Raw genomic sequence first — 18,408 nt, 5'->3', positions numbered from 1 at the left:
ACCGGGCGCTTAACCTTGAATAAGCCTGCCGCGAACGCCAGGAGCATAGGTTCTGCCGACACGAATTTCCGAGCCATCTTCCAGCACCGCAATCAATGCGGAGAAGGGAGCGGATTTGAGACGGGCAATGGCGCTGCAGCGCACGATGGCGCTGCGATGGATACGGATGAACTCTTCGGGGTCCAGGCGTCGTTCGAGGGCTGTCAGCGTTTCGTGGTAGAGATATTCCGCCCCCGCGACATGGATGCGCACATAGTCGCGTTCGGCTTGGAACCGGATGATGCCCTCTTGCGCGATGCGGATGTGTTCTCCCCGAACCTTGACCCAGAATTCGTGTTTTTGCCTGGGTTGTTCGCGCAGGCTGCGTTTGAGGGCGGCGATGGTTTCTTGCAATTCGGTGATACGGTCGCTTTGGTTGCGCGCGGCGACAGCGGATTTTGCCTTTTCCATCGCCAGCCCGAAACGGCCAGGTTCGATCGGTTTGGTGAGGTAATCGACGGCATTGGCTTCGAACGCGCGCAAAGCGTGGTGATCGAAGGCGGTGACGAAGACGACAATGGGCGGCTCCGGGCCTAATTGTTCCAATACTTCAAAACCTGAGCCTCCGGGCATCAAAATATCCAGCAGCAGGAGGTCCGGCTGCAAATCGAGTATTTTGCGGCGGGCTTCCGCCACATCGGCTGCTTGTTCGATGTAGCCAACCCAATCAAGTTTGCCCAGCAGGCGAACCAACCGGCGTCGGGCAAGCGGTTCGTCATCCACAACGAGCACATTGAGACCCGTCATGCCTGCCTCCAGGGTAGTTCCATGGCAACGCGGTAGCGGCCGAGCGCAATACACCCGGCTGAAAAGTGTGCATCTTCTTGAAATCTGGCACTCAAGCGCTCTTCTACGTTGCGCAGCCCGACGCCCATACCCGGACGACGATATTCTTTTGCGTCGTCGCGTGGCATGTCGTTTTCCAGGGCAATATGGAGGCGATCGGCGGCGCGGTAGGCGCTAAGCACGATTTCGACCGGGCCGCTGGTAGCGCCGACGCCGTGCTTAACGGAATTTTCGATCAACGGCTGCAAGATGAGACTGGGCACCAGTGCGTTGCGCACGCTATCCGGCATGTCGATTTTGAACGTCATGCGGTCAGCGAATCGCTCGCGTTCGATCTCCAGATATTCTTCCTGCAGAGCAATTTCGTCGGCGAGCGACACGTCATGCATGGGATCGAGTGCAAGCGTGGTACGCATGAAGGTTGAGAGCGAAAGCACCATGCGTTCGGCGCGGGTGGCGGCGCCTTCTTCGATCAGTCCGGCGATGGAGTTGAGCGTGTTGAACAGAAAATGCGGGTTGATCTGGTAGCGGAGCGCCTGCATTTGAGCGGCCAGCGCTTCTTTGCGCGCGACAGCCAGCAGGCGTTCGCGCTCAAGGACTTCAAAGTTATCGAGCACCGCGACGAATAGACAACTCCATCCGAACAGCATGGAGGCGCCTTCAATCAGGGTATAACCGGAATACACCGGATCGAGGGTGACGGGTTTTGGATATTGACAGAGGGTGTAGTTGAGAAAATCTATCGCGGTGTAGACCGGCGCGGCGACTGCCGCCATCAGGAAACAGAGAAAGGCCTTTTGCAGAAATGACAGCCTGTGACGCAGGCGAAACAATAATCTCGCCATCGCATAGGTCATCAACGCGCTGAAGCCGAATAACACGAGTTTCAGCGGGGCTGATTCAATCGGATCGATATTGATGAAATAACCCAATAGGCTGTCGGCCGCAAACATGCAGAGCCAATACAGCAGGTTGAGGCGCAGCGTGGCCTGCATGACGCTGCAGGACTCATTGGTGGTGGCGGCAATGTCGGCGGTCTTGTTCATGGGCACATTATCTCCCTGCCGGAGGCACTGGCAAAGCACCGTTCATCCAGAAAAAATCGCCATTCGCAGAATTTTTTGCCGTCTGCCGCAGCCGTCGGCCGGTTGGCAGAAGTTGGCCAAGCGGCACCATCACTTGCCATTACAATTCACGGGCCTGTCTTTGCTGATGGTATAGGCGGCATGTGGCGCATAGCCTGACCCAAGACTGGGCCAACTCGATCTTACCGATGGATTTTAGTCTTTGTTTTCGTCATTCGTTTAAGGATACTCATGAAAAAGCTATTGTTGATACCCGTGGTATTGGCTTGTGGTTGCACCGGCGTTAAACTCAAGCCAGAAGATATCGACAAAAAGACTTCGTTCGCTATTGGCCGGGAAATCGGACAATTCAGCATATCGAATGTGGTCAATGAAGGCGGGGCAGCCACATCGAAAACGACGTATGATGCCCGCACCAAGGATGGCGCATTTTACAAGTGTTACATCGTGGATTCGGGTTGCCTTACCAAGGTCGTGACTTTTGGAATGTCAGGCACTTCCGATGCGGTTTGCGCGCAAATGGAAGGAAATGCGTCGAAAAGCAAGCCCGCTCCCGCTTGCAACGACCTATTAAGAGCTGCCGGCCAGTGTTGAAGATACCGCCATCAAAAGGCGTTACCGTCCTGCTGGCAGCCTTGCTGACCGGTTGCGCATCGCTGCCCCATTCGATTACAGAGAAAATCAATGATCGCCGCACCGAGTTCGCATTGACTCGGCGCGACACCGTCCCCGTTGTTTTCGAAAACGGACTGGGCGGAAGAATGGAGTTGTGGGAAAAGGTAATTGCCGATATCTCAACAGATACCACGACATTCGCATACAACCGTCCTGGTTACGGGGATAGCGATCCCGTATCGACACCCCGAGACGGGTTGCACATCGTGGATGAGCTGCGCGTGCTGCTCCGAAGCAAAGGTATGAACCCGCCCTACGTTCTGGTGGGCCACTCGCTCGGCGGTTTGTATATGCAGCTTTTTGCCCGACGGTACCCGGACGAGGTGAGCGCGCTTATTCTCGTCGACTCCACTCATCCAAAACAGTTCGAGGGCGAAGGCTCTCTGGATAAGCTGCCATTCTTGATTCGGGGTTTACTCGGCATTTTGGTGACGGGTACGGCCAGGGAGGAACTCGACCTGCTGCCTCAAACCGGCGGGCAAGTGCTTGGCTTCCCGCCCTTGTCGAATAAACCGGTGTTCGTTCTAAGCGCATCCGAGCCGATGAAAGAAAAATCGCCGTTGGCGGACGATGCCAACGCAAAACGCAAAGACATCGCCCGGCTTTATCCCGGCTCCAAGCAAATATGGGTCGATAGCGGGCATGTCATTCCCTTGGAAAAGCCCGAGGCGGTAATCTCAGCCATACGCGAGGCGATGCGGGCGTCCCGTCAGTCCTCGAACGCCGGGATCACCTCAATCTCGGCCCGACCGGCTTCCATCCATTCCCACATCGCCGGATGGCCGAGCACTGTGCTCACGTACTCGGCCGCTACCGGACCGGCCTCGAGCCGGTAAGTCGCAAACCGCAGCGCGACGGGCGCGTACATCGCGTCGGCGATGCTGAAGCGGCCGAACAGCCACGGACCCTCGCCGGCGAACCGCTCCCGGCAATCCCGCCAGATTTGCCCGACGCGGGCAACATCCTGCTGCACGGCCTCCGGCACCGCCTTGACGGCGGAAGGCCGGCGGCAATTCATGCCACAGTGCGTCCGCAGCGCCAGAAAGCCCGAGTGCATTTCCGCCGCGAGCGAACGGGCACGCGCCCTGTCCGCCGGCGCTTGCGGCCAGCCGGCGGTTTCGGGAAAACGCTCCGCCAGATATTCCAGGATCGCCAGGGAATCCCACACCGCGAGGTCGCCGTCGATCAGCACCGGCACCTTCCCCGCCGGGGAATGGGCCAGAATCTCCGCCTTCGGGTCCTCCCGGTACAGCGGAATCCGGATCTCCTCGAAGGCCAGGCCGTGGTGCTTCCGGTACAGCCAGGGACGCAGGGACCAGGACGAATGGTTCTTGTAGCCGATGACCAGGGTCAGGCTCATGGGGTTTCCTGTTCATGACGTTACATAGGTGACGGTGAAACCGCACTTCGCCTCCGGATCGCGGCCAGGAAAACATACACCCCCAAGGCCGCCAGCAGATGTTTGAGGGCGTGTCCGCTCAAGGGATGGAACATCCGGAAGATGGGCTCGTCCAGGAGTTCCGCGGCCTTGGCGGCGGCATAGGCGCCGAGCACCGCCCACAGGTAGGCCGTGCCGCCGAACCTCGACCGGAACAGGAGGAGGATCGGCGGAATCAGCAGCATCGGCAGAAACTGGACCAGACCGTAGAGGCGGAGGTCGCCGCGGCCTCGCGCTTCGGTGAAATCCCAGTAGAACACCGACACGATGCCGATCGCCAGCAGCGGCCACAGCAGGCGCCGCCCCAGGGCAACCGACACGTACTCGGCGAGGACTATGGAAAACAGGGCCATGAAGGCGACGGTCATGGGCAGCCGGTCCCACACCAGGGTGGCGTTGTCCGGATTCAGGTGGTAGTACGCCGAACCCGGCGCCACCAGCGCGACCGCGGCAAAAAAGACCAGGTAGGCGGCGCGGAATTCCCCCAGGATGGCCGGCCTTCCCCGGTACACTTCCAGCACCCCCGCCAGGCCGACCGCGAGGAACGGCAGATTGCTGACGACGTTCCAGAAATTGGGAATGCCGAAGCGGGCGGTCCCGTCCGCGAACCGGTGATAGGCGGGATCCTGCGGAATGGCCGGCACGAACAAGGCACCGGTCACGGCCAAAACCGCCAGGACCAGCAGCAGTCTCTCTTTTCGTCGCAAGGTACCCTCCCCTCGTCTTCGCTCCCGGCAACGGAACCGGTATGCTCGAATCCCAAAAGCCCCCCTGTTCCTACCCGGCATCATCCCGCCATGCGTTTCGATCTGAAAGACCTGGAGCTGTTCGTCGCCGCGACGGAGGCCGGCAGCATCGCCAAGGCGGCCGAGCGCTGCCATACCGTGGCCTCCGCCGTCAGCAAACGGCTGTCCGACCTGGAAGCCGCCTACGGCACGGCGCTCCTGCTGCGCAGCAGCAAGGGCATCGCGCCGACAGCCGCTGGTCTCGCCCTGCTCGGCCGCGCAAGGGCCGTGCTACATCAGGCCGGCCAGCTGGAGCAGGAGCTGCGCGGCTATTCGAAAGGGCTGCGCGGACGGGTGCGGGTGTTCGCCAACATCTCGGCCATCGTGGAATTCCTGCCTTCGGCGCTCGCCTCGTTTCTCGCCGCCCATCCCGAAATCGAAGTGGAGCTGGAAGAGCGGGTGAGCACCGACATCGCTGAGGCCGTCGCCGAAAGCCGCGCCGATTTGGGAATACTGAGCGAGCTGCCCTCCGGCAGCAAGCTCGTGGCTATACCCTTCCGCGAGGACGAACTGGTGCTGCTGGTCCGGCCGGACCATACGCTGGCGGCACGGGGCAGCGCCGGCTTCGGCGAGGCGTTGGATTCGGACTTCGTCGGACTGCACACGGACGGCGCCCTGCACTACTTGATGCTCCGCGCCGCCGCCGAGGCCAGACGGCCGCTCAAACTCAAGATCCAGGTCACCAGCTTCGATGCCGTCTGCGCCATGGTGGCGGCGGGCCTAGGCATCGGCGTGATACCGCGGGCCGCCGCCGCGGCCTACACGGCATCGCTCGGGCTGGTGGCGGTCGCGCTGGAAGACGCCTGGAGCAAGCGCCGCCTGCACATCTGCCTGCGCTCCAAGGAAAGCCTGTCCGCCGCTTCCCGGCTGCTGCTGGACCATCTCACCGGCCTGCCTTCCTGACCGGCCATCGCCAACGGCGATGGCGGCCTCGCAAACGATCGATTTTCCCGTCCTGCCGCCTGCGGCATCCTGCCTCCGGACGTTCAACCTCTGGAGCAAGCCATGTACCGCTGGAACCCCGAAGACTACGCCCGCAACTCCGCCGGCCAGGAGGCCTGGGCGCGGGATCTGTTGGCCGGATTGAAGCTGCGGCCGGACGACGCGGTGCTCGACGTCGGCTGCGGCGACGGGCGCATCACCGCCGCCATCGCCGACCGGGTACCGCAAGGCCGGGTCGTCGGCGTGGATTTGTCATCCGACATGATCGGCCACGCCCAGGCGCACCATCACCGCCCCAATCTCGCATTCAGGCGGATTGACGCCCAGAACCTGCCGTTCGATGCCGAATTCACGGCCGTCTTCTCCAACGCCGCCCTGCACTGGATCAAGGACCACCGGCCGGCTTTGGCCGGCATCGCCCGCGCCCTGAAGCCGGGCGGGCGCTGCCTGTTGGAGATGGGCGGCCACGGCAATGGGGCCGGGGTGATCGCCGCCTTCGAAGGACTTGCGGAAGAAGACGAATGGCGCTGGCATTTCACGGACTTCGAATCCAGCTATGGTTTCCATGATGCGGAGGGCTATCGCCGCTGGCTCGGCGAAGCGGGCCTGCATCCGGCCAGGGTCGAATCGGTCCCCAGGGACATGGTCCACACCGGCCGCGAGGCCTTCGCCGGCTGGCTGCGGACCGCCTGGCATCCGTATACTTCGCGGGTTCCGGCGGATCGCCGGGACCGCTTCATCGATGCCGCGGCCGGACGCTATCTGGCGGCGCACCCGCCGGATGCCTCGGGACGGGTGCACGTCGCCATGGTGCGACTGCAGGTGGAGGCGTACCGATGAACCGTCCTTCCGACTACTCACCGGCCACGATATTCGCCCATGGGCATCGCATTTTTCGTCTTCTTTCTCGGCTGCGGACTGGCGATTTCCCACCGGCTGTTCGCCGAACACAGCCCCTGGGTGCGTGCCTGGGCGGGGCTGGCCGGCGGCCTGTTGGGACTCATCTGGCTGCCGGCCACCACCGCCCTGCTGACCGGCTTCACGTCCCGCTGCCAGTGGATCGCGGCCGGCATGATGGGCGTCTTGACCCTGCTGACGCTGCGCTTCGCCTCCGCGCCGGTTCGAATGCCCCCCGCGGACAGGCCGAGCCGGGCGGAAACAGGCATGGTGGCGCTGTTCACCCTGCTGATCTGCCTGCTGCTCTACACCCACGTGATCTACCCCAATGCGGACGGCGGGCTCAGCGTGGGCCAGTCGACCTACGGCGATCTGGCCCTGCACCTGGGGATCGTCACCAGCATCGCGGAACAGGGCGAGTTTCCGCCCGACTATTCGATCTTCCCCGGCCACCGCCTGAACTATCCGTTCCTGGTGAATTCGCTCTCCGCCAGCCTCTACCTGCTCGGCACGCCGCTGCGCTGGGCCGTTCTCCTGCCCAGCTTCGTCATGGCCTTCTGCGTGGTCGCCGGCTTCACCAGCCTGGCAAGGGAAATCCTGCAAAACCGCTCGGCCGTGCTGTGGGCGCAGGTGCTGTTCTTTCTCAACGGCGGCTTCGGTTTTGCCTATTTCCTGGAAGGCGCCAGCAAGAATCCGGAAAACTTCTTCCGCATCTTCACCGGTTTCTACCAGACGCCCACCAACCTGGTGGAAGAAAACATCCGCTGGTCGAACGTCATCTGCGACATGCTCGTGCCCCAGCGCACCACCCTGGCCGGCTGGTGCTTCCTCATGCTGTGCCTGTGGCTGCTGTACGCCGGCCTCACCCGCCGCCGGCGCAAGTATTCGGTCGCCGCGGGAATCGGCGCGGGCCTGTTGCCGATGATCCATACCCATTCCTTCCTCGGGCTGGGCATCATCTCCGCCATCTGGCTGCCGGTGTACTTGGTGCAGCAGACGCGGCGGACCGTCAGGCCTTATCTTCAGGATTGGATGCTCTACGGGGCAATCGCGGTCGGCCTGGCGGCGCCGCAGCTTTTCGCCTGGACCTTCCAGCAGGCCGACGAAGGCGGTTTCCTGAAATTCCATTTCGACTGGGCCAACCACGACGATATCTGGCCCTGGTTCTGGGTGAAGAACGTAGGACTGGTGTTCGTGCTGCTGCCCGCGGCGCTATGGGCGGCGAACCGGCGCATGCTGTCCCTGTATTCCGGCGCCGTAGGCATCTTCGTGCTGGCCGAGCTGGTGCTGTTCCAGCCCAACGAATACGACAACAACAAGCTGTTCTACGTCTGGTACCTCCTGAGCTGCATCCTGGTCGGCGGCTTCCTGCACGATCTGCACCGGCGTCTCGAAGGACTGCGCGGCCGCTGGATCGCTTCGGCCCTGATCCTGTTCGTCGCGAGCTTCTCCGCGATCCTCTCGATCGGCAGGGAGGCCGTCTCCGACTACCAGCTCTTCGACCGCCACCAGGTCTCGGCCGCGGAATTCATCCGGCTCCATACCCCGAAGGACGCGCTGTTCATCACCGCGGACAACCACAACAACGCCGTGGCCGCCCTGGCCGGACGGAACATCCTGGTCGGCACGCCCATCTACCTGTTCTTCCACGGCATCGGCTATGAGACGCGCTGGTCCGAGCTGGAAAGGATGTACGGCGATCCCGCCGCCTTTCCCGAACTCAGCGCCAAATACAAGGTCGACTATGTCTATTTCAGCAGCTACGAGCGGGACAGGTTCAAGCGCGATGGAAGCTATTTCGAGCAGCGCTATCCGCGGGTTTTCGCCTCCGGAGACATCGGCATCTATGCCGTATCCCCACGGGCCATCGCCGGACGAGCCGAACCGTCGCGGCTTTCCTCGATCCGGCGGTGACGCCGCCAAAGCCGCGAGGCTTCGAAGACCCGGCGGACGGAAAGCCCGTTCAGCCCTCGCCCTTGACCCGGGACTGCAGATGCCCGGCGAGACGCTTCATGGCTATCGAGGCATCGCCGGGGGAAAGACGGACGTTGATGAGGCTCGGCATGCTTCGGTTGACCAGCGCTTCGCTGAGCGCGTTTTCGAACGCCGCTTCGTCGGGCGCGTCGTAGCCCTGTAGGGGGCCGAACACTTCGCCCAGCCGGTGGAAGCGCCAGTCGGCGATGTCGTTGAAGGCTCCGTCGAGGATGAAGCGCTCGGTGCTGTAACCGCGATTGTCGAGCACCACCACGATGGGCGCCAGGCCGAGACGGGCATGGGTCGACAGCTCCGTTCCGGTCATCTGGAAGGCACCGTCGCCGACCAGGATCAGCGCCCGGTGGTCCGGACGGGCGATCTGCGCCCCGAGGGCGGCGGGCACCGCGAACCCCATCGAGGTATAGAAGGCGGACGCCAGGAATTCGCTGCGCTCGTGCACGCGCAGGTCGGTGGCGGCGAACAGGCAGTCGCCGACGTCGCACACTACGATCATGTCGGAGGTCAGCGCGCGGTCGAGCCGCTCCACCAGCCGGGCGATCGTCATCGGCCGGTCCGGCGCGGGAAAGTCCCACGGTTCCGGCCCCGCCGGCATCGGAAACGCCTCGCCCCGGGCCTTGACGGACCGCGCCAGGGCCGTGACGAAGTCCGCGAGCAGGACGCGGGGATAGCGGTGATGGCGAATCACGACCTCGTTCTGGGCTGCGCGGACGATGCGCTGCGGATCGAGACGCGCCGTGTAGATGCCCGTGTCGACGTCGTTCAGCGTGACCCCGAGCATCAGCAGGAGGTCGGACTGCTCGACCATGTAGCGCGCGTTTTCCGTGCTCATCGCACCCTCGTACACCCCCAGATAGGCGGGATGGCGCTCGGCGAACACCGACTTGCCGGTCAAGGTCGCCGCCACCGGCAGGCGCGCCTGCTCGACGAGGCCGACGAGGGCGTCCTGGAGCCCTCGCCGGTGCAACTCGACGCCTGCAAGGATCACCGGCGACACCGCACGGCCCAGGAGCTCCGCGGCCTCGGCGACCGCCTCCGCCAGGGCCGAATCGTCGCTGGAAGGCGTTTCCGGGGTTTCCTGTGGAATCGGATATCCCGGCGCCATCACCCGGTCGGCGGGAATCTCGATGTACACCGGCTTGCAGTGCTGACGGGCGGCCGCGAGCGCACGCTCCACCTGCCGGAAGGCGATCACCGGATCGTCCAGCACCACGGCGGCGCAGGTGATCCGTTCGAATATCTCGCGCTGGAACCGGAACGGCCCGAAGCGGTGGTGGATCAACGGGTCTTCCCTTTGCTCGCGCACCCCCGGCGCACCGCTGATGACCACCACCGGCGAGGATTCCGCATAGGCGCCGGCGACGGCGTTGACGGTGTTGAGCGCACCGACCCCGTAAGTCACCGCCAGCGCGCCCATGCCCCGGCAGCGGGCATAGCCGTCGGCGGCGAAGGCGGCGGTGTCCTCCCGCGTGGTCCCGATATGCCGGACGGGACCTTTGGCCATCAGATCGTAGAAGCCCAGCACGTAATCGCCGGGAACGCCGAAGATGTGCCCGACGCCCGCCTGGTAAAGGCAGGCGAGCAGATGTTGTCCGATAGCGCCTGGTTCAACCGTGCCCATCCCCTCCTCCCCGGCAGCTTGCCGACCTCGAGGCACCGTCTCGATGACGGTGACAAATACCAATTACAGGAGTTCGTGATGCTTGTACAGATGGCGCGGGGCCCCGCCGGGGACATCTGAAGCGGGAGGCGAACCGCGCCCGGTTGCAGTCCGCTCCCACGGGTTGCGCCGCTTACGGTGCCGGGACCGCCACGCGGTTGGCCGGAACGATCTGCGGCTGGTAGGAAAACACTTCGCGGCTGCCCGGATCGACCAGCACCTTCAGCCATTGTACGTCGTTGGTGCCGTTGCCCTGATTGTCGCCGAAGGTTTCGACGCGGGTGAAGTTTTCGAGCCGGCGTCCCTGGGCGTCCAGGAACGGCCTGTCGACGCGGAAATAGTGCGAATCGCCGTGCACGTAGGCGACCGGCCGGCGGAATGCGATGACCTCATCACGCAACGCGCTGAGGAACTCCTGGAATCCATCGGGGTAGCCGTCGGTTTCCGCGAGCGTCTTCGGATCGCGCAGCGGCGCCCGCTCCGGATCGTTCAGGTCCCAGCCGGGATTGGCCTGCGAGATGAACATGACGGCCGCGGCCTTGCGGGTCTTGGCCAGCTCGAAGGTCTCCTTCATCCAGGCGATGTTCGCCGCGTTGCGTGCGGCATATTCCACCGGATCGGGCTTGACGTCGCAGAGATTGTTGCACGAGCCCTGGACGTTCAACGTCGCGTAGATCACCCGGCCGACGCTCCAGCGGCGGTTCTCGACGCAAGCGACGTAGGAACCGTCCGCGCCGAGGCAAAGCGGACTGGTCTGGACCTCCTGACGCATACGGCGCTGGCCCAGGGAAAACGGGGTCGAGAAGAACAGCTTCCGTTCCTTGTCGAGCTGGGCCAGAGAGTTGTAATTGGGGTTGCGGTCGCAATCGGTCCAGTCATTGTCGCCGGGCGTGAACATGGCGGGCGCCTTCAGCGCATTGAAATAGCCGAGCGCCGTGGTGTAAACCGCGTCGGTGCACTCGCTGCCCCCCGATTTCAGGTCGCCGTCGTGGACGGTGAAGGCCAGGAACTGAGCGTTCATGTCTGCAATGAGGTTGTTGACACCGGCCGCCTGGGCCGTGGAATACGGCAGGTCGCCCCAGAGCCCGATGGCATAAGGAAGGCCGCGTCCCATCTCGTCTCCGGAAACATTGGGCGAAACCAGGGCGACAGTCGCCAGCAGAGGCAGAAACAGTGCCGTTGCACCTCGTCCGCGCGTCACCCATCGAACCGGCCGGGAATCTCTCTCGTGTCTCACGATGTCCTCCAGTGTGTGGAAAAAAGTTGCCGAGACGCGGATCCTAGAAGGGTTTGTTTGCAGGACGGTGACGAGGGCGGCACACGGAAAACCGTCGCGAAAAATCGTTCCCCTTCGGGCCCCGACGCAGCTTACCCGAGTTGTTTACTTGGAAATTAATCAGGACTAAAATGGTCCGGAATTTGAGCAGGTGCCGCAATGCTGCGAATAAGCAAACTGACCGACTACGCGATCATCCTCCTGGGCCAGATGGCCCGCGCGGGAGAACAGACCTTCGCCGCCGCCGAGCTGGCGGATCAGACCTCGATCGCCATGCCGACCACGAGCAAGATCCTCAAGGCGCTGGCGCGGGCCGGAATCGTCACTTCGACACGGGGCGCCCGCGGCGGCTATGCCCTGGCGCAGAAGCCGGAACACACCAGCGTCGCCCGAATCATCGATGCCATCGAAGGACCGATCGCGCTCACCGAATGCAGCGCCGAACAGGCACTGTGTCAGCAGTCCTCGTCCTGCGATGTCCGCAGCCATTGGAACGTGATCAACCGGGCGGTGCAGACCGCGCTGGAATCGGTCAGCCTGGCGGACATGATCCGCCCGGTGTCCGCTGCGCCTGCCGAAGTGCCGATTTCGCTGGCCCGGCTGCAACCCCAACCCCGATAACCCCCGCGAGAGCACCGCCATGTCCGCCACGGCAGAAACCCTGGACCGCCTGATCAAACAGGACTACAAGCCCGGCTTCGTCACCGAGCTGGAAACCGACACGCTTCCGCCCGGCCTGAACGAAGACGTCATCCGCGCCATCTCGAAGAAGAAGAACGAGCCGGAATTCATGCTGGAATGGCGCCTGAGCGCCTACCGCCACTGGCTGACGATGATGGAGCCCCACTGGGCCTTCGTCGAATATGCTCCGGTGGACTATCAGGCCATCAGCTACTACTCGGCGCCGAAAACCACGGACCACCCGAAATCCCTGGACGAGGTCGACCCCAAGCTGCTGGAGACCTACAACAAGCTCGGAATCCCGCTGTACGAGCAGGAAAAGCTGGCCGGCGTCGCGGTGGACGCGGTGTTCGATTCCGTGTCGGTGGCGACCACCTTCAAGGACAAGCTGGCCCAGGCCGGCGTGATCTTCTGCTCCATGTCGGAGGCGATCGAGAAGCATCCCGACCTGGTCCGGCAATACCTGGGCAGCGTGGTGCCGGCGGGGGACAATTTCTTCGCAGCGCTCAACTCGGCGGTGTTCTCGGACGGCTCCTTCGTCTACATCCCCAAGGGCGTGCGCTGCCCGATGGAACTCTCGACCTATTTCCGCATCAATGCGGCCAAGACCGGCCAGTTCGAACGCACCCTGATCGTCGCCGACGAAGGCAGCTATGTCAGCTACCTGGAGGGCTGCACCGCACCGATGCGCGACGAGAACCAGCTGCACGCGGCGGTGGTCGAACTCGTCGCGCTGGAAGGCGCCCAGATCAAGTACTCGACCGTGCAGAACTGGTATCCGGGCGACGAGGAAGGCCGCGGCGGCATCTACAACTTCGTCACCAAGCGCGGCGACTGCCGGGGGGCGCGCTCCAAGATTTCCTGGACCCAGGTGGAGACGGGTTCAGCCATCACCTGGAAATACCCCAGCTGCATCCTGCGCGGCGACGACTCGGTCGGTGAGTTCTATTCGGTGGCGGTCACCAACCACCGCCAGCAGGCCGATACCGGCACCAAGATGATCCACATCGGCAAGAACACCAAGAGCACGATCATATCCAAGGGCATTTCCGCCGGCCGCGCCCAGAACAGCTACCGCGGCCTGGTGAAGATCCTCAAGAGCGCCGAGAACGCCCGCAACTATACCCAGTGCGATTCGCTCCTGATCGGCGACCGCTGCGGGGCGCACACCTTCCCCTACATCGAGGTGAAGCAGCCCTCCGCCCAGGTCGAGCACGAGGCGACGACCTCGAAGATCAGCGAAGACCAGCTGTTCTTCTGCCAGCAGCGCGGCCTGTCGGCGGAGGATGCCGTTTCCATGATCGTGAACGGCTTCTGCAAGCAGGTCTTCAAGGAACTGCCCATGGAATTCGCCGTGGAAGCCCAGGCGCTCCTGGGCATCAGCCTGGAAGGCAGCGTCGGTTGAATCGGATTGAAAGCCCAATGAGCCCGTACATGAACACCCTGCTCCGCATCGAAAACCTGCACGCCCGCGTCGACGGCAAAGCCATCCTCAAGGGCATCGACCTGACGGTCAAACCCGGCGAAGTCCACGCCATCATGGGCCCGAACGGCTCGGGCAAGAGCACCTTGTCCAACGTCCTGGCCGGGCGCTCCGGCTACGAAGTGACCGAGGGCACGGTGACCTATCGCGGCCGGAACCTGCTGGAGCTGCCGCCGGAACAGCGCGCCCGCGAGGGCGTGTTCCTGGCCTTCCAGTACCCGGTGGAGATTCCCGGGGTCAGCAACATCTATCTGCTGAAAGCGGCCTACAACGCCATACGGCGCCACCGCGGCCTCAACGAAGTCGACGCGCTGGACTTCCTGAAGCTGGTCAAGGAAAAGACCCGCATGGTCGACCTGGACGAGCAGTTCCTGTACCGCGGCGTCAACGAGGGCTTCTCGGGCGGCGAGAAGAAGCGCAACGAGATCCTGCAGATGGCGATCCTCGAACCCACCCTGTGCATCCTCGACGAAACCGACTCCGGCCTGGACATCGACGCGCTCAAGGTGGTGGCGAACGGCATCAACGCGCTGCGCTCGCCGGAACGGGCCTTCATCCTGGTCACCCATTACCAGCGCCTGCTGGATTACATCAAGCCCGACCACGTCCACGTGCTGGCGCATGGCCGCATCGTCAGGTCCGGCGACGCAAGTCTTGCACACGAACTCGAACGGAAAGGCTACGGCTGGATCGAAGCGGCCGCCGCGGGGGCCTGAGATGAGTGCGCTATCTCACAGCCTTTACGTTGATTCATACCGCGAACCGGCCACCAATGAACCTGCCTGGCTGAGCCGGCTCCGCCGGCAGGCGCTGGCGCGTTTCGAGGCGTCCGGCTTTCCCTCCCCGCGCGACGAGGAATGGCGCTACACCCATGTCGCGCCGATCGAGCGCAAGCTGTTCACCGCTGCGACCGGTTCCGCCGACACCGGCGCTGCCGAAGCGCTGATCGAAAGCTGCCGGATCGCCGACGCCTGGTCGCTGGTGTTCGTCGACGGCATGTTCGTGCCCGAGCTGTCCGAGCGGCATGGCCTGCCTGCCGGCGTCACGCTGGAAAGCCTCGCCTCGCTGCTCGCCCTGAGCGAAGCCGACGGAAATGCCGCCTGGCTGGAATACGGACTCGAACAAGAAACCGAATCCGATCGGCACGGCTTCCTCGACTTCAACACCGCCTTCTTCACCGACGGCGCCGTACTGCGCCTGGAAGAGGGCGTCGCGCTGGAAAAACCGGTCCAGCTGTTCTTCGTCTCGACTCGCAACGACGGCCGCTCCACGCTGCGCAACCTGATCCGGATCGGCAGGAACGCCGAGGCGCGCGTCGTCGAAACCCACGTCGGCCCGCCGGAGACCGGCTATCTGGGCGCCGTGGTCAACCAGATCGAAGTCGCGGACAACGGCGGGCTGAACCATTACAAGCTCCAGCTCGACGGCGGCAGGGCCTACCACTTCGGCGGCAGCTACGCCCGCGTCGCCCGCGACGGCCGCTTCGGCCATCACCTGTTGTCGCTGGGCGGACTGCTGGTCCGCAACGAGGTGCACGCCCGTCTTGGCCACGCCGCCCAGACCGAGATGAACGGAGTGTTCCTGAGCGAAAACCGGCAGCATGTCGACAACCACATCCGGGTGGACCACGACGAACCGCATGGCAGCAGCCGCGTGAGCTATCGCGGCATCCTCGAGGACCGCTCGCGCGGCGTGTTCCAGGGGCGAATCGTGGTGCACGCGGATGCCCAGAAGACCGACGCGGAAATGAACAACCGCAACCTGCTGCTGTCCGATGACGCCGAGATCGACACCAAGCCCCAGCTCGAGATCCATGCCGACGACGTGAAGTGCGTCCATGGTGTCACGATCGGCCAGCTCGATCCGGATTCGGTGTTCTACCTGGAATCGCGCGGCATCGACGCGGCCACGGCGCGCGAGATGCTGACCTTCGCTTTCGCGGCCGAAATCGTCGAACGGTTCGGCCCGCTGCGCGAGCGGCTGCGCGGCCTGCTGCTGGCCCGTTTCCCGAACGCACAATGAGCAAGGAGTCGTCATGAACACCGCCCCCGCCGCCGTCCCGGCTTTCGACGTAGCCCGGATCAGGACGGACTTCCCGATCCTCGGACAGCAGGTTCACGGCAAGCCGCTGGTCTATCTGGACAACGCCGCCACCGCCCAGAAACCCAAGGCGGTGCTGGACTGCATCGCCAAGGTGTACACGGAAGACTACGCCAACGTCCACCGCGGCGTACACACCCTGAGCCAGCGCGCCACGGAGTTGTTCGAGGGGGCACGGGAAAAGGTGCAGCGCCACCTCAACGCCCGCCATTCGCACGAGATCGTCTTCACCCGCGGCACCACCGAGGCGATCAACCTGGTCGCCCAGTCCTACGGACGGCCACGCTTCAAGGCGGGGGACGAAATCCTCATCACGGCCATGGAGCATCATTCCAACATCGTGCCCTGGCAGATGCTGTGCGAGCAGACCGGCGCCGTGCTGAAGGTCGTCCCGATCGACCGCACCGGCACCCTGGAACTGGACCGGTTCGAAGCCCTGCTGTCGAACCGTACCCGGCTGCTGGCGGTGGCGCACATGTCGAACGCGCTGGGCACGATCAACCCGGTGGAAACGCTGATCGAACAGGCCCATCGCCACGGCGTGCCGGTGCTGGTCGACGGCGCCCAGGCGATACCGCACATGGCGGTGGACGTGCAGGCGCTGGACTGCGATTTCTACGCCTTCTCCGGCCATAAGCTGTATGGCCCCGCCGGCATCGGGATCCTGTACGGCAAGGAAGAGTTGCTGAACAAGATGCCGCCCTATCAGGGAGGCGGCGACATGATCCGCCGGGTGACCTTCGAGAAGACCGAATACAACACCCTGCCCTACAAGTTCGAAGCCGGCACGCCGAGCATCGTCGACGCCATCGCCCTGGGTGCCGCCATCGACTATGTGAACGGCATAGGCATGGAAACCATAGCCGGACACGAACAGCGGCTGCTGGCCTACGCCACCGAACAGGCGCTACGCATCCCGGGCTTAGAGCTGTTCGGCCAGGCCGCCGAGAAGGGTGCCATCCTGTCGTTCACCCTGCACCGCATCCACCCCCACGACATCGGCACGATCCTGGATCACCTCGGCATCGCCATCCGCGCCGGGCATCATTGCGCCATGCCGGTGATGGACTTTTTCGGCATTCCCGCGACGGCGCGGGCGTCGTTCGGGCTTTACAACACTTTTGAAGAGGTAGACGCGTTGATCGCAGGCATCCACAAGGTCATCGAGGTATTCGGCTGATGCTGGACCAGATTCGGGATCTCTACCAGGAGGTGGTCTTCGACCACAACCGCAATCCGCGCAACTTCCGGGTGATGGAAGACGCCAACCGCACCGTCGAGGGCTTCAACCCGCTGTGCGGCGACCGGATCACCCTCTACGTCAAGATCGACGACGCCGGCGTCATCCGGGACGTCAGCTTCCAGGGCTCGGGCTGCGCCATTTCCACCGCCTCGGCCTCGCTGATGACCGAGATCGTCCGGAACATGCACGAGAGCGAGGCCCACGCATTGTTCGAGACCTTCCACCGCATCGCCACCGGCAAGGACGACGCCGTCAACCTGGAAGAACTGGGCAAGCTGGCCGTGCTGGCCGGCGTGCGCGCCTATCCGGCGCGGGTCAAATGCGCCACCCTGGCCTGGCACTCGCTGGAAGCCGCGCTGGAAAACCAGGAAACGACCGTCACCACAGAGTGAGGATTCGCCGCCGATGAACGACTGGATCGACGTAGCTCCGGCGGACTGCCTGCCCGAAGGGGGGCACGTCGTGACCAATCTCGATGGCATCCCCGTTGCCATATTCAAGCTGGGCGGCGAGTTCTACGCCATCGAGGACGCCTGCAGCCACGATGGCGCAGAGATCGCCAGCGGCCGGCTGGACGGTGACGAAATCGTCTGCCCCCGCCACGGCGCCCGCTTCTGCCTCAAGACCGGCAAGGTCCTTTCACCTCCCGCCTACGAAGACCTCACCTGTTTCGCCGTCCGCGTCGCAGACGGCATGGTCCAGATCCGAGACGCCCGCTGGGATTAGAACAGCCGGCGCACTTTGAGGCTGGAGGCCATCAGCAGGCCCATCACCGGGAACGCCGCGGGCCAGACGCTGAGACTGGGAGGAAAAATCACCGAAAGCAGATACAGCAGCGGAAACGGCACGCCGCCGTTGACCGTGATCGGTACTCCCTCGAAACCTTGCCCGTGGAGATGTTGTAACGCGCCAGCCTGGGCATGCCACAGCCGACGAAGCACGGCAGCGGCGCAATGGCCGGCCAGGACGGCTCGTTCATCCCGACAAACGAGCAGGCTGGGACCCGGCCGAAGGAAACCAGGTCTCCGAGGGAATCGAGCTGCTTGCCGAATTCGCGTCCGCCGTGGCGGGTCCAGGCAGCCACCTTGCCATCCAGCGAGTCCCACACCACCGCCAGCGCGATCAGCGCCGCGCCGATTTCCGGATGCCCCTGGATAGCCGCGAATTTCGCCGATACCCCGCAGCTCAGATTGACGATGGTCGGCGCATCGGCCCAGCACGACGGACGCGGCATGTTCATCCGGGCATTCCCTCATCTCCCAAAAAAATCCTCCCTTGAACAACACGGAAAGATGACGGCTCAGCGTCGCCGCCGGTCTCGCCCGC

At 63.7% G+C, this 18,408-nt stretch carries 18 protein-coding genes and 1 pseudogene; 12 read left to right on the top strand and 7 right to left on the bottom strand.

Annotated features, from left to right (window positions below; translation table 11 throughout):
• Nucleotides 1–9 precede the first annotated feature (9 nt).
• On the bottom strand, nucleotides 10–786 hold the full coding sequence (locus ACSHWJ_RS12810; RefSeq protein WP_282213465.1) for a LytR/AlgR family response regulator transcription factor: 777 nt from the start codon (nucleotides 784–786) through the stop codon (nucleotides 10–12).
• Nucleotides 783–1,871 (bottom strand): sensor histidine kinase, encoded by a 1,089-nt coding sequence (locus ACSHWJ_RS12805; protein ID WP_282213466.1) that lies wholly within the window; start codon nucleotides 1,869–1,871, stop codon nucleotides 783–785. Before ACSHWJ_RS12805 ends, ACSHWJ_RS12810 begins: the two co-directional genes overlap by 4 nt.
• A gap of 270 nt (nucleotides 1,872–2,141) precedes the next feature.
• Between ACSHWJ_RS12805 and ACSHWJ_RS12800 the strand changes: the two genes are divergently transcribed.
• Both ACSHWJ_RS12800 and ACSHWJ_RS12795 read left to right on the top strand, forming a co-directional pair.
• Nucleotides 2,142–2,504, top strand: coding sequence for a hypothetical protein (locus tag ACSHWJ_RS12800; protein WP_282213467.1), 363 nt, complete (start codon nucleotides 2,142–2,144; stop codon nucleotides 2,502–2,504).
• A pseudogene (locus ACSHWJ_RS12795) lies at nucleotides 2,498–3,250 on the top strand (alpha/beta fold hydrolase); the annotation flags it as partial. The gene ACSHWJ_RS12800 and the pseudogene ACSHWJ_RS12795, both read left to right, overlap by 7 nt.
• 44 nt (nucleotides 3,251–3,294) lie before the next feature.
• On the opposite strand, the gene ACSHWJ_RS12790 reads toward ACSHWJ_RS12795, so the two are convergent.
• Both ACSHWJ_RS12790 and ACSHWJ_RS12785 read right to left on the bottom strand, forming a co-directional pair.
• Nucleotides 3,295–3,945: a glutathione S-transferase family protein gene (locus ACSHWJ_RS12790; protein ID WP_282213468.1), complete on the bottom strand. Its 651-nt coding sequence runs from the start codon at nucleotides 3,943–3,945 to the stop codon at nucleotides 3,295–3,297.
• 20 nt (nucleotides 3,946–3,965) lie between these two features.
• Entirely contained in the window at nucleotides 3,966–4,730 is a 765-nt protein-coding gene (locus ACSHWJ_RS12785; protein WP_218797518.1) for a ceramidase domain-containing protein, read from the bottom strand.
• Nucleotides 4,731–4,820: 90 nt separating this feature from the next.
• Here ACSHWJ_RS12785 and ACSHWJ_RS12780 point away from each other — a divergent pair, with 90 nt between their 5' ends.
• From ACSHWJ_RS12780 to ACSHWJ_RS12770, 3 genes are all read left to right on the top strand, one after another.
• Nucleotides 4,821–5,711: a LysR family transcriptional regulator gene (locus ACSHWJ_RS12780; protein WP_282213469.1), complete on the top strand. Its 891-nt coding sequence runs from the start codon at nucleotides 4,821–4,823 to the stop codon at nucleotides 5,709–5,711.
• A gap of 102 nt (nucleotides 5,712–5,813) precedes the next feature.
• The gene (locus ACSHWJ_RS12775; protein ID WP_282213470.1) at nucleotides 5,814–6,590 is read left to right on the top strand and encodes a class I SAM-dependent methyltransferase; all 777 of its coding nucleotides are present in this window, start codon (nucleotides 5,814–5,816) and stop codon (nucleotides 6,588–6,590) included.
• A gap of 39 nt (nucleotides 6,591–6,629) precedes the next feature.
• A complete protein-coding gene (locus ACSHWJ_RS12770; RefSeq protein ID WP_282213471.1) occupies nucleotides 6,630–8,561 on the top strand; it encodes a hypothetical protein in 1,932 nt (643 codons plus the stop codon).
• A 49-nt stretch (nucleotides 8,562–8,610) separates the two neighbouring features.
• On the opposite strand, the gene ACSHWJ_RS12765 is transcribed toward ACSHWJ_RS12770, so the two are convergent.
• The gene (locus ACSHWJ_RS12765; RefSeq protein ID WP_282213472.1) at nucleotides 8,611–10,260 is read right to left on the bottom strand and encodes an alpha-keto acid decarboxylase family protein; all 1,650 of its coding nucleotides are present in this window, start codon (nucleotides 10,258–10,260) and stop codon (nucleotides 8,611–8,613) included.
• A gap of 172 nt (nucleotides 10,261–10,432) precedes the next feature.
• Nucleotides 10,433–11,536 carry a hypothetical protein gene (locus tag ACSHWJ_RS12760; RefSeq protein ID WP_282213473.1) on the bottom strand — a complete coding sequence of 368 codons (1,104 nt, stop codon included), beginning with the start codon at nucleotides 11,534–11,536 and terminating at the stop codon, nucleotides 10,433–10,435.
• A gap of 198 nt (nucleotides 11,537–11,734) precedes the next feature.
• On the opposite strand from ACSHWJ_RS12760, the gene ACSHWJ_RS12755 reads away from it, so the two are divergent.
• Genes ACSHWJ_RS12755 through ACSHWJ_RS12725 form a run of 7 tightly spaced genes read left to right on the top strand, consistent with a single transcriptional unit; the run spans nucleotide 11,735 to nucleotide 17,808 of the window.
• Nucleotides 11,735–12,196 carry an SUF system Fe-S cluster assembly regulator gene (locus ACSHWJ_RS12755; RefSeq protein ID WP_017364728.1) on the top strand — a complete coding sequence of 154 codons (462 nt, stop codon included), beginning with the start codon at nucleotides 11,735–11,737 and terminating at the stop codon, nucleotides 12,194–12,196.
• A 19-nt stretch (nucleotides 12,197–12,215) separates the two neighbouring features.
• The gene (gene sufB / locus ACSHWJ_RS12750) at nucleotides 12,216–13,661 is read left to right on the top strand and encodes a Fe-S cluster assembly protein SufB (RefSeq protein WP_010960295.1); all 1,446 of its coding nucleotides are present in this window, start codon (nucleotides 12,216–12,218) and stop codon (nucleotides 13,659–13,661) included.
• A 38-nt stretch (nucleotides 13,662–13,699) separates the two neighbouring features.
• Nucleotides 13,700–14,455 (top strand): Fe-S cluster assembly ATPase SufC, encoded by a 756-nt coding sequence (gene sufC, locus ACSHWJ_RS12745; protein ID WP_432539903.1) that lies wholly within the window; start codon nucleotides 13,700–13,702, stop codon nucleotides 14,453–14,455.
• 1 nt (nucleotide 14,456) lies between these two features.
• Nucleotides 14,457–15,761, top strand: coding sequence for a Fe-S cluster assembly protein SufD (gene sufD, locus ACSHWJ_RS12740; protein ID WP_432539886.1), 1,305 nt, complete (start codon nucleotides 14,457–14,459; stop codon nucleotides 15,759–15,761).
• Between the two features lie 13 nt (nucleotides 15,762–15,774).
• Complete coding sequence (locus tag ACSHWJ_RS12735; protein WP_218797511.1) at nucleotides 15,775–17,019, top strand: cysteine desulfurase; 1,245 nt, start codon at nucleotides 15,775–15,777, stop codon at nucleotides 17,017–17,019.
• Nucleotides 17,019–17,474: a Fe-S cluster assembly sulfur transfer protein SufU gene (sufU, locus tag ACSHWJ_RS12730; protein WP_017364732.1), complete on the top strand. Its 456-nt coding sequence runs from the start codon at nucleotides 17,019–17,021 to the stop codon at nucleotides 17,472–17,474. The genes ACSHWJ_RS12735 and sufU overlap by 1 nt, the downstream gene beginning before the upstream one ends.
• 13 nt (nucleotides 17,475–17,487) lie before the next feature.
• Entirely contained in the window at nucleotides 17,488–17,808 is a 321-nt protein-coding gene (locus ACSHWJ_RS12725; RefSeq protein ID WP_218797510.1) for a non-heme iron oxygenase ferredoxin subunit, read from the top strand.
• 88 nt (nucleotides 17,809–17,896) lie between these two features.
• Here the strand turns inward: ACSHWJ_RS12725 and ACSHWJ_RS12720 are convergent, their stop codons facing one another.
• Nucleotides 17,897–18,322, bottom strand: coding sequence for a CDP-alcohol phosphatidyltransferase family protein (locus ACSHWJ_RS12720; RefSeq protein WP_218797509.1), 426 nt, complete (start codon nucleotides 18,320–18,322; stop codon nucleotides 17,897–17,899).
• Nucleotides 18,323–18,408 lie beyond the last annotated feature (86 nt).

The organism is Methylococcus sp. S1M (assembly GCF_051295855.1).
In the GTDB taxonomy this organism is placed as follows: Bacteria; Pseudomonadota; Gammaproteobacteria; order Methylococcales; family Methylococcaceae; genus Methylococcus; species Methylococcus capsulatus.
This window is presented reverse-complemented; position numbering and strand designations above follow the sequence as displayed.

Coding starts and splice junctions, on each gene's coding strand:
- sufB (WP_010960295.1), top strand. CDS start 12,216: ATGTCCGCCACGGCAGAAACCCTGGACCGCCTGATCAAACAGGACTAC.
- ACSHWJ_RS12770 (WP_282213471.1), top strand. CDS start 6,630: ATGGGCATCGCATTTTTCGTCTTCTTTCTCGGCTGCGGACTGGCGATT.
- ACSHWJ_RS12790 (WP_282213468.1), bottom strand. CDS start 3,945: ATGAGCCTGACCCTGGTCATCGGCTACAAGAACCATTCGTCCTGGTCC.
- ACSHWJ_RS12780 (WP_282213469.1), top strand. CDS start 4,821: ATGCGTTTCGATCTGAAAGACCTGGAGCTGTTCGTCGCCGCGACGGAG.
- ACSHWJ_RS12800 (WP_282213467.1), top strand. CDS start 2,142: ATGAAAAAGCTATTGTTGATACCCGTGGTATTGGCTTGTGGTTGCACC.
- ACSHWJ_RS12775 (WP_282213470.1), top strand. CDS start 5,814: ATGTACCGCTGGAACCCCGAAGACTACGCCCGCAACTCCGCCGGCCAG.
- ACSHWJ_RS12755 (WP_017364728.1), top strand. CDS start 11,735: ATGCTGCGAATAAGCAAACTGACCGACTACGCGATCATCCTCCTGGGC.
- ACSHWJ_RS12810 (WP_282213465.1), bottom strand. CDS start 786: ATGACGGGTCTCAATGTGCTCGTTGTGGATGACGAACCGCTTGCCCGA.
- ACSHWJ_RS12765 (WP_282213472.1), bottom strand. CDS start 10,260: ATGGGCACGGTTGAACCAGGCGCTATCGGACAACATCTGCTCGCCTGC.
- ACSHWJ_RS12720 (WP_218797509.1), bottom strand. CDS start 18,322: ATGAACATGCCGCGTCCGTCGTGCTGGGCCGATGCGCCGACCATCGTC.
- sufD (WP_432539886.1), top strand. CDS start 14,457: ATGAGTGCGCTATCTCACAGCCTTTACGTTGATTCATACCGCGAACCG.
- ACSHWJ_RS12805 (WP_282213466.1), bottom strand. CDS start 1,871: ATGAACAAGACCGCCGACATTGCCGCCACCACCAATGAGTCCTGCAGC.
- ACSHWJ_RS12725 (WP_218797510.1), top strand. CDS start 17,488: ATGAACGACTGGATCGACGTAGCTCCGGCGGACTGCCTGCCCGAAGGG.
- ACSHWJ_RS12735 (WP_218797511.1), top strand. CDS start 15,775: ATGAACACCGCCCCCGCCGCCGTCCCGGCTTTCGACGTAGCCCGGATC.
- sufU (WP_017364732.1), top strand. CDS start 17,019: ATGCTGGACCAGATTCGGGATCTCTACCAGGAGGTGGTCTTCGACCAC.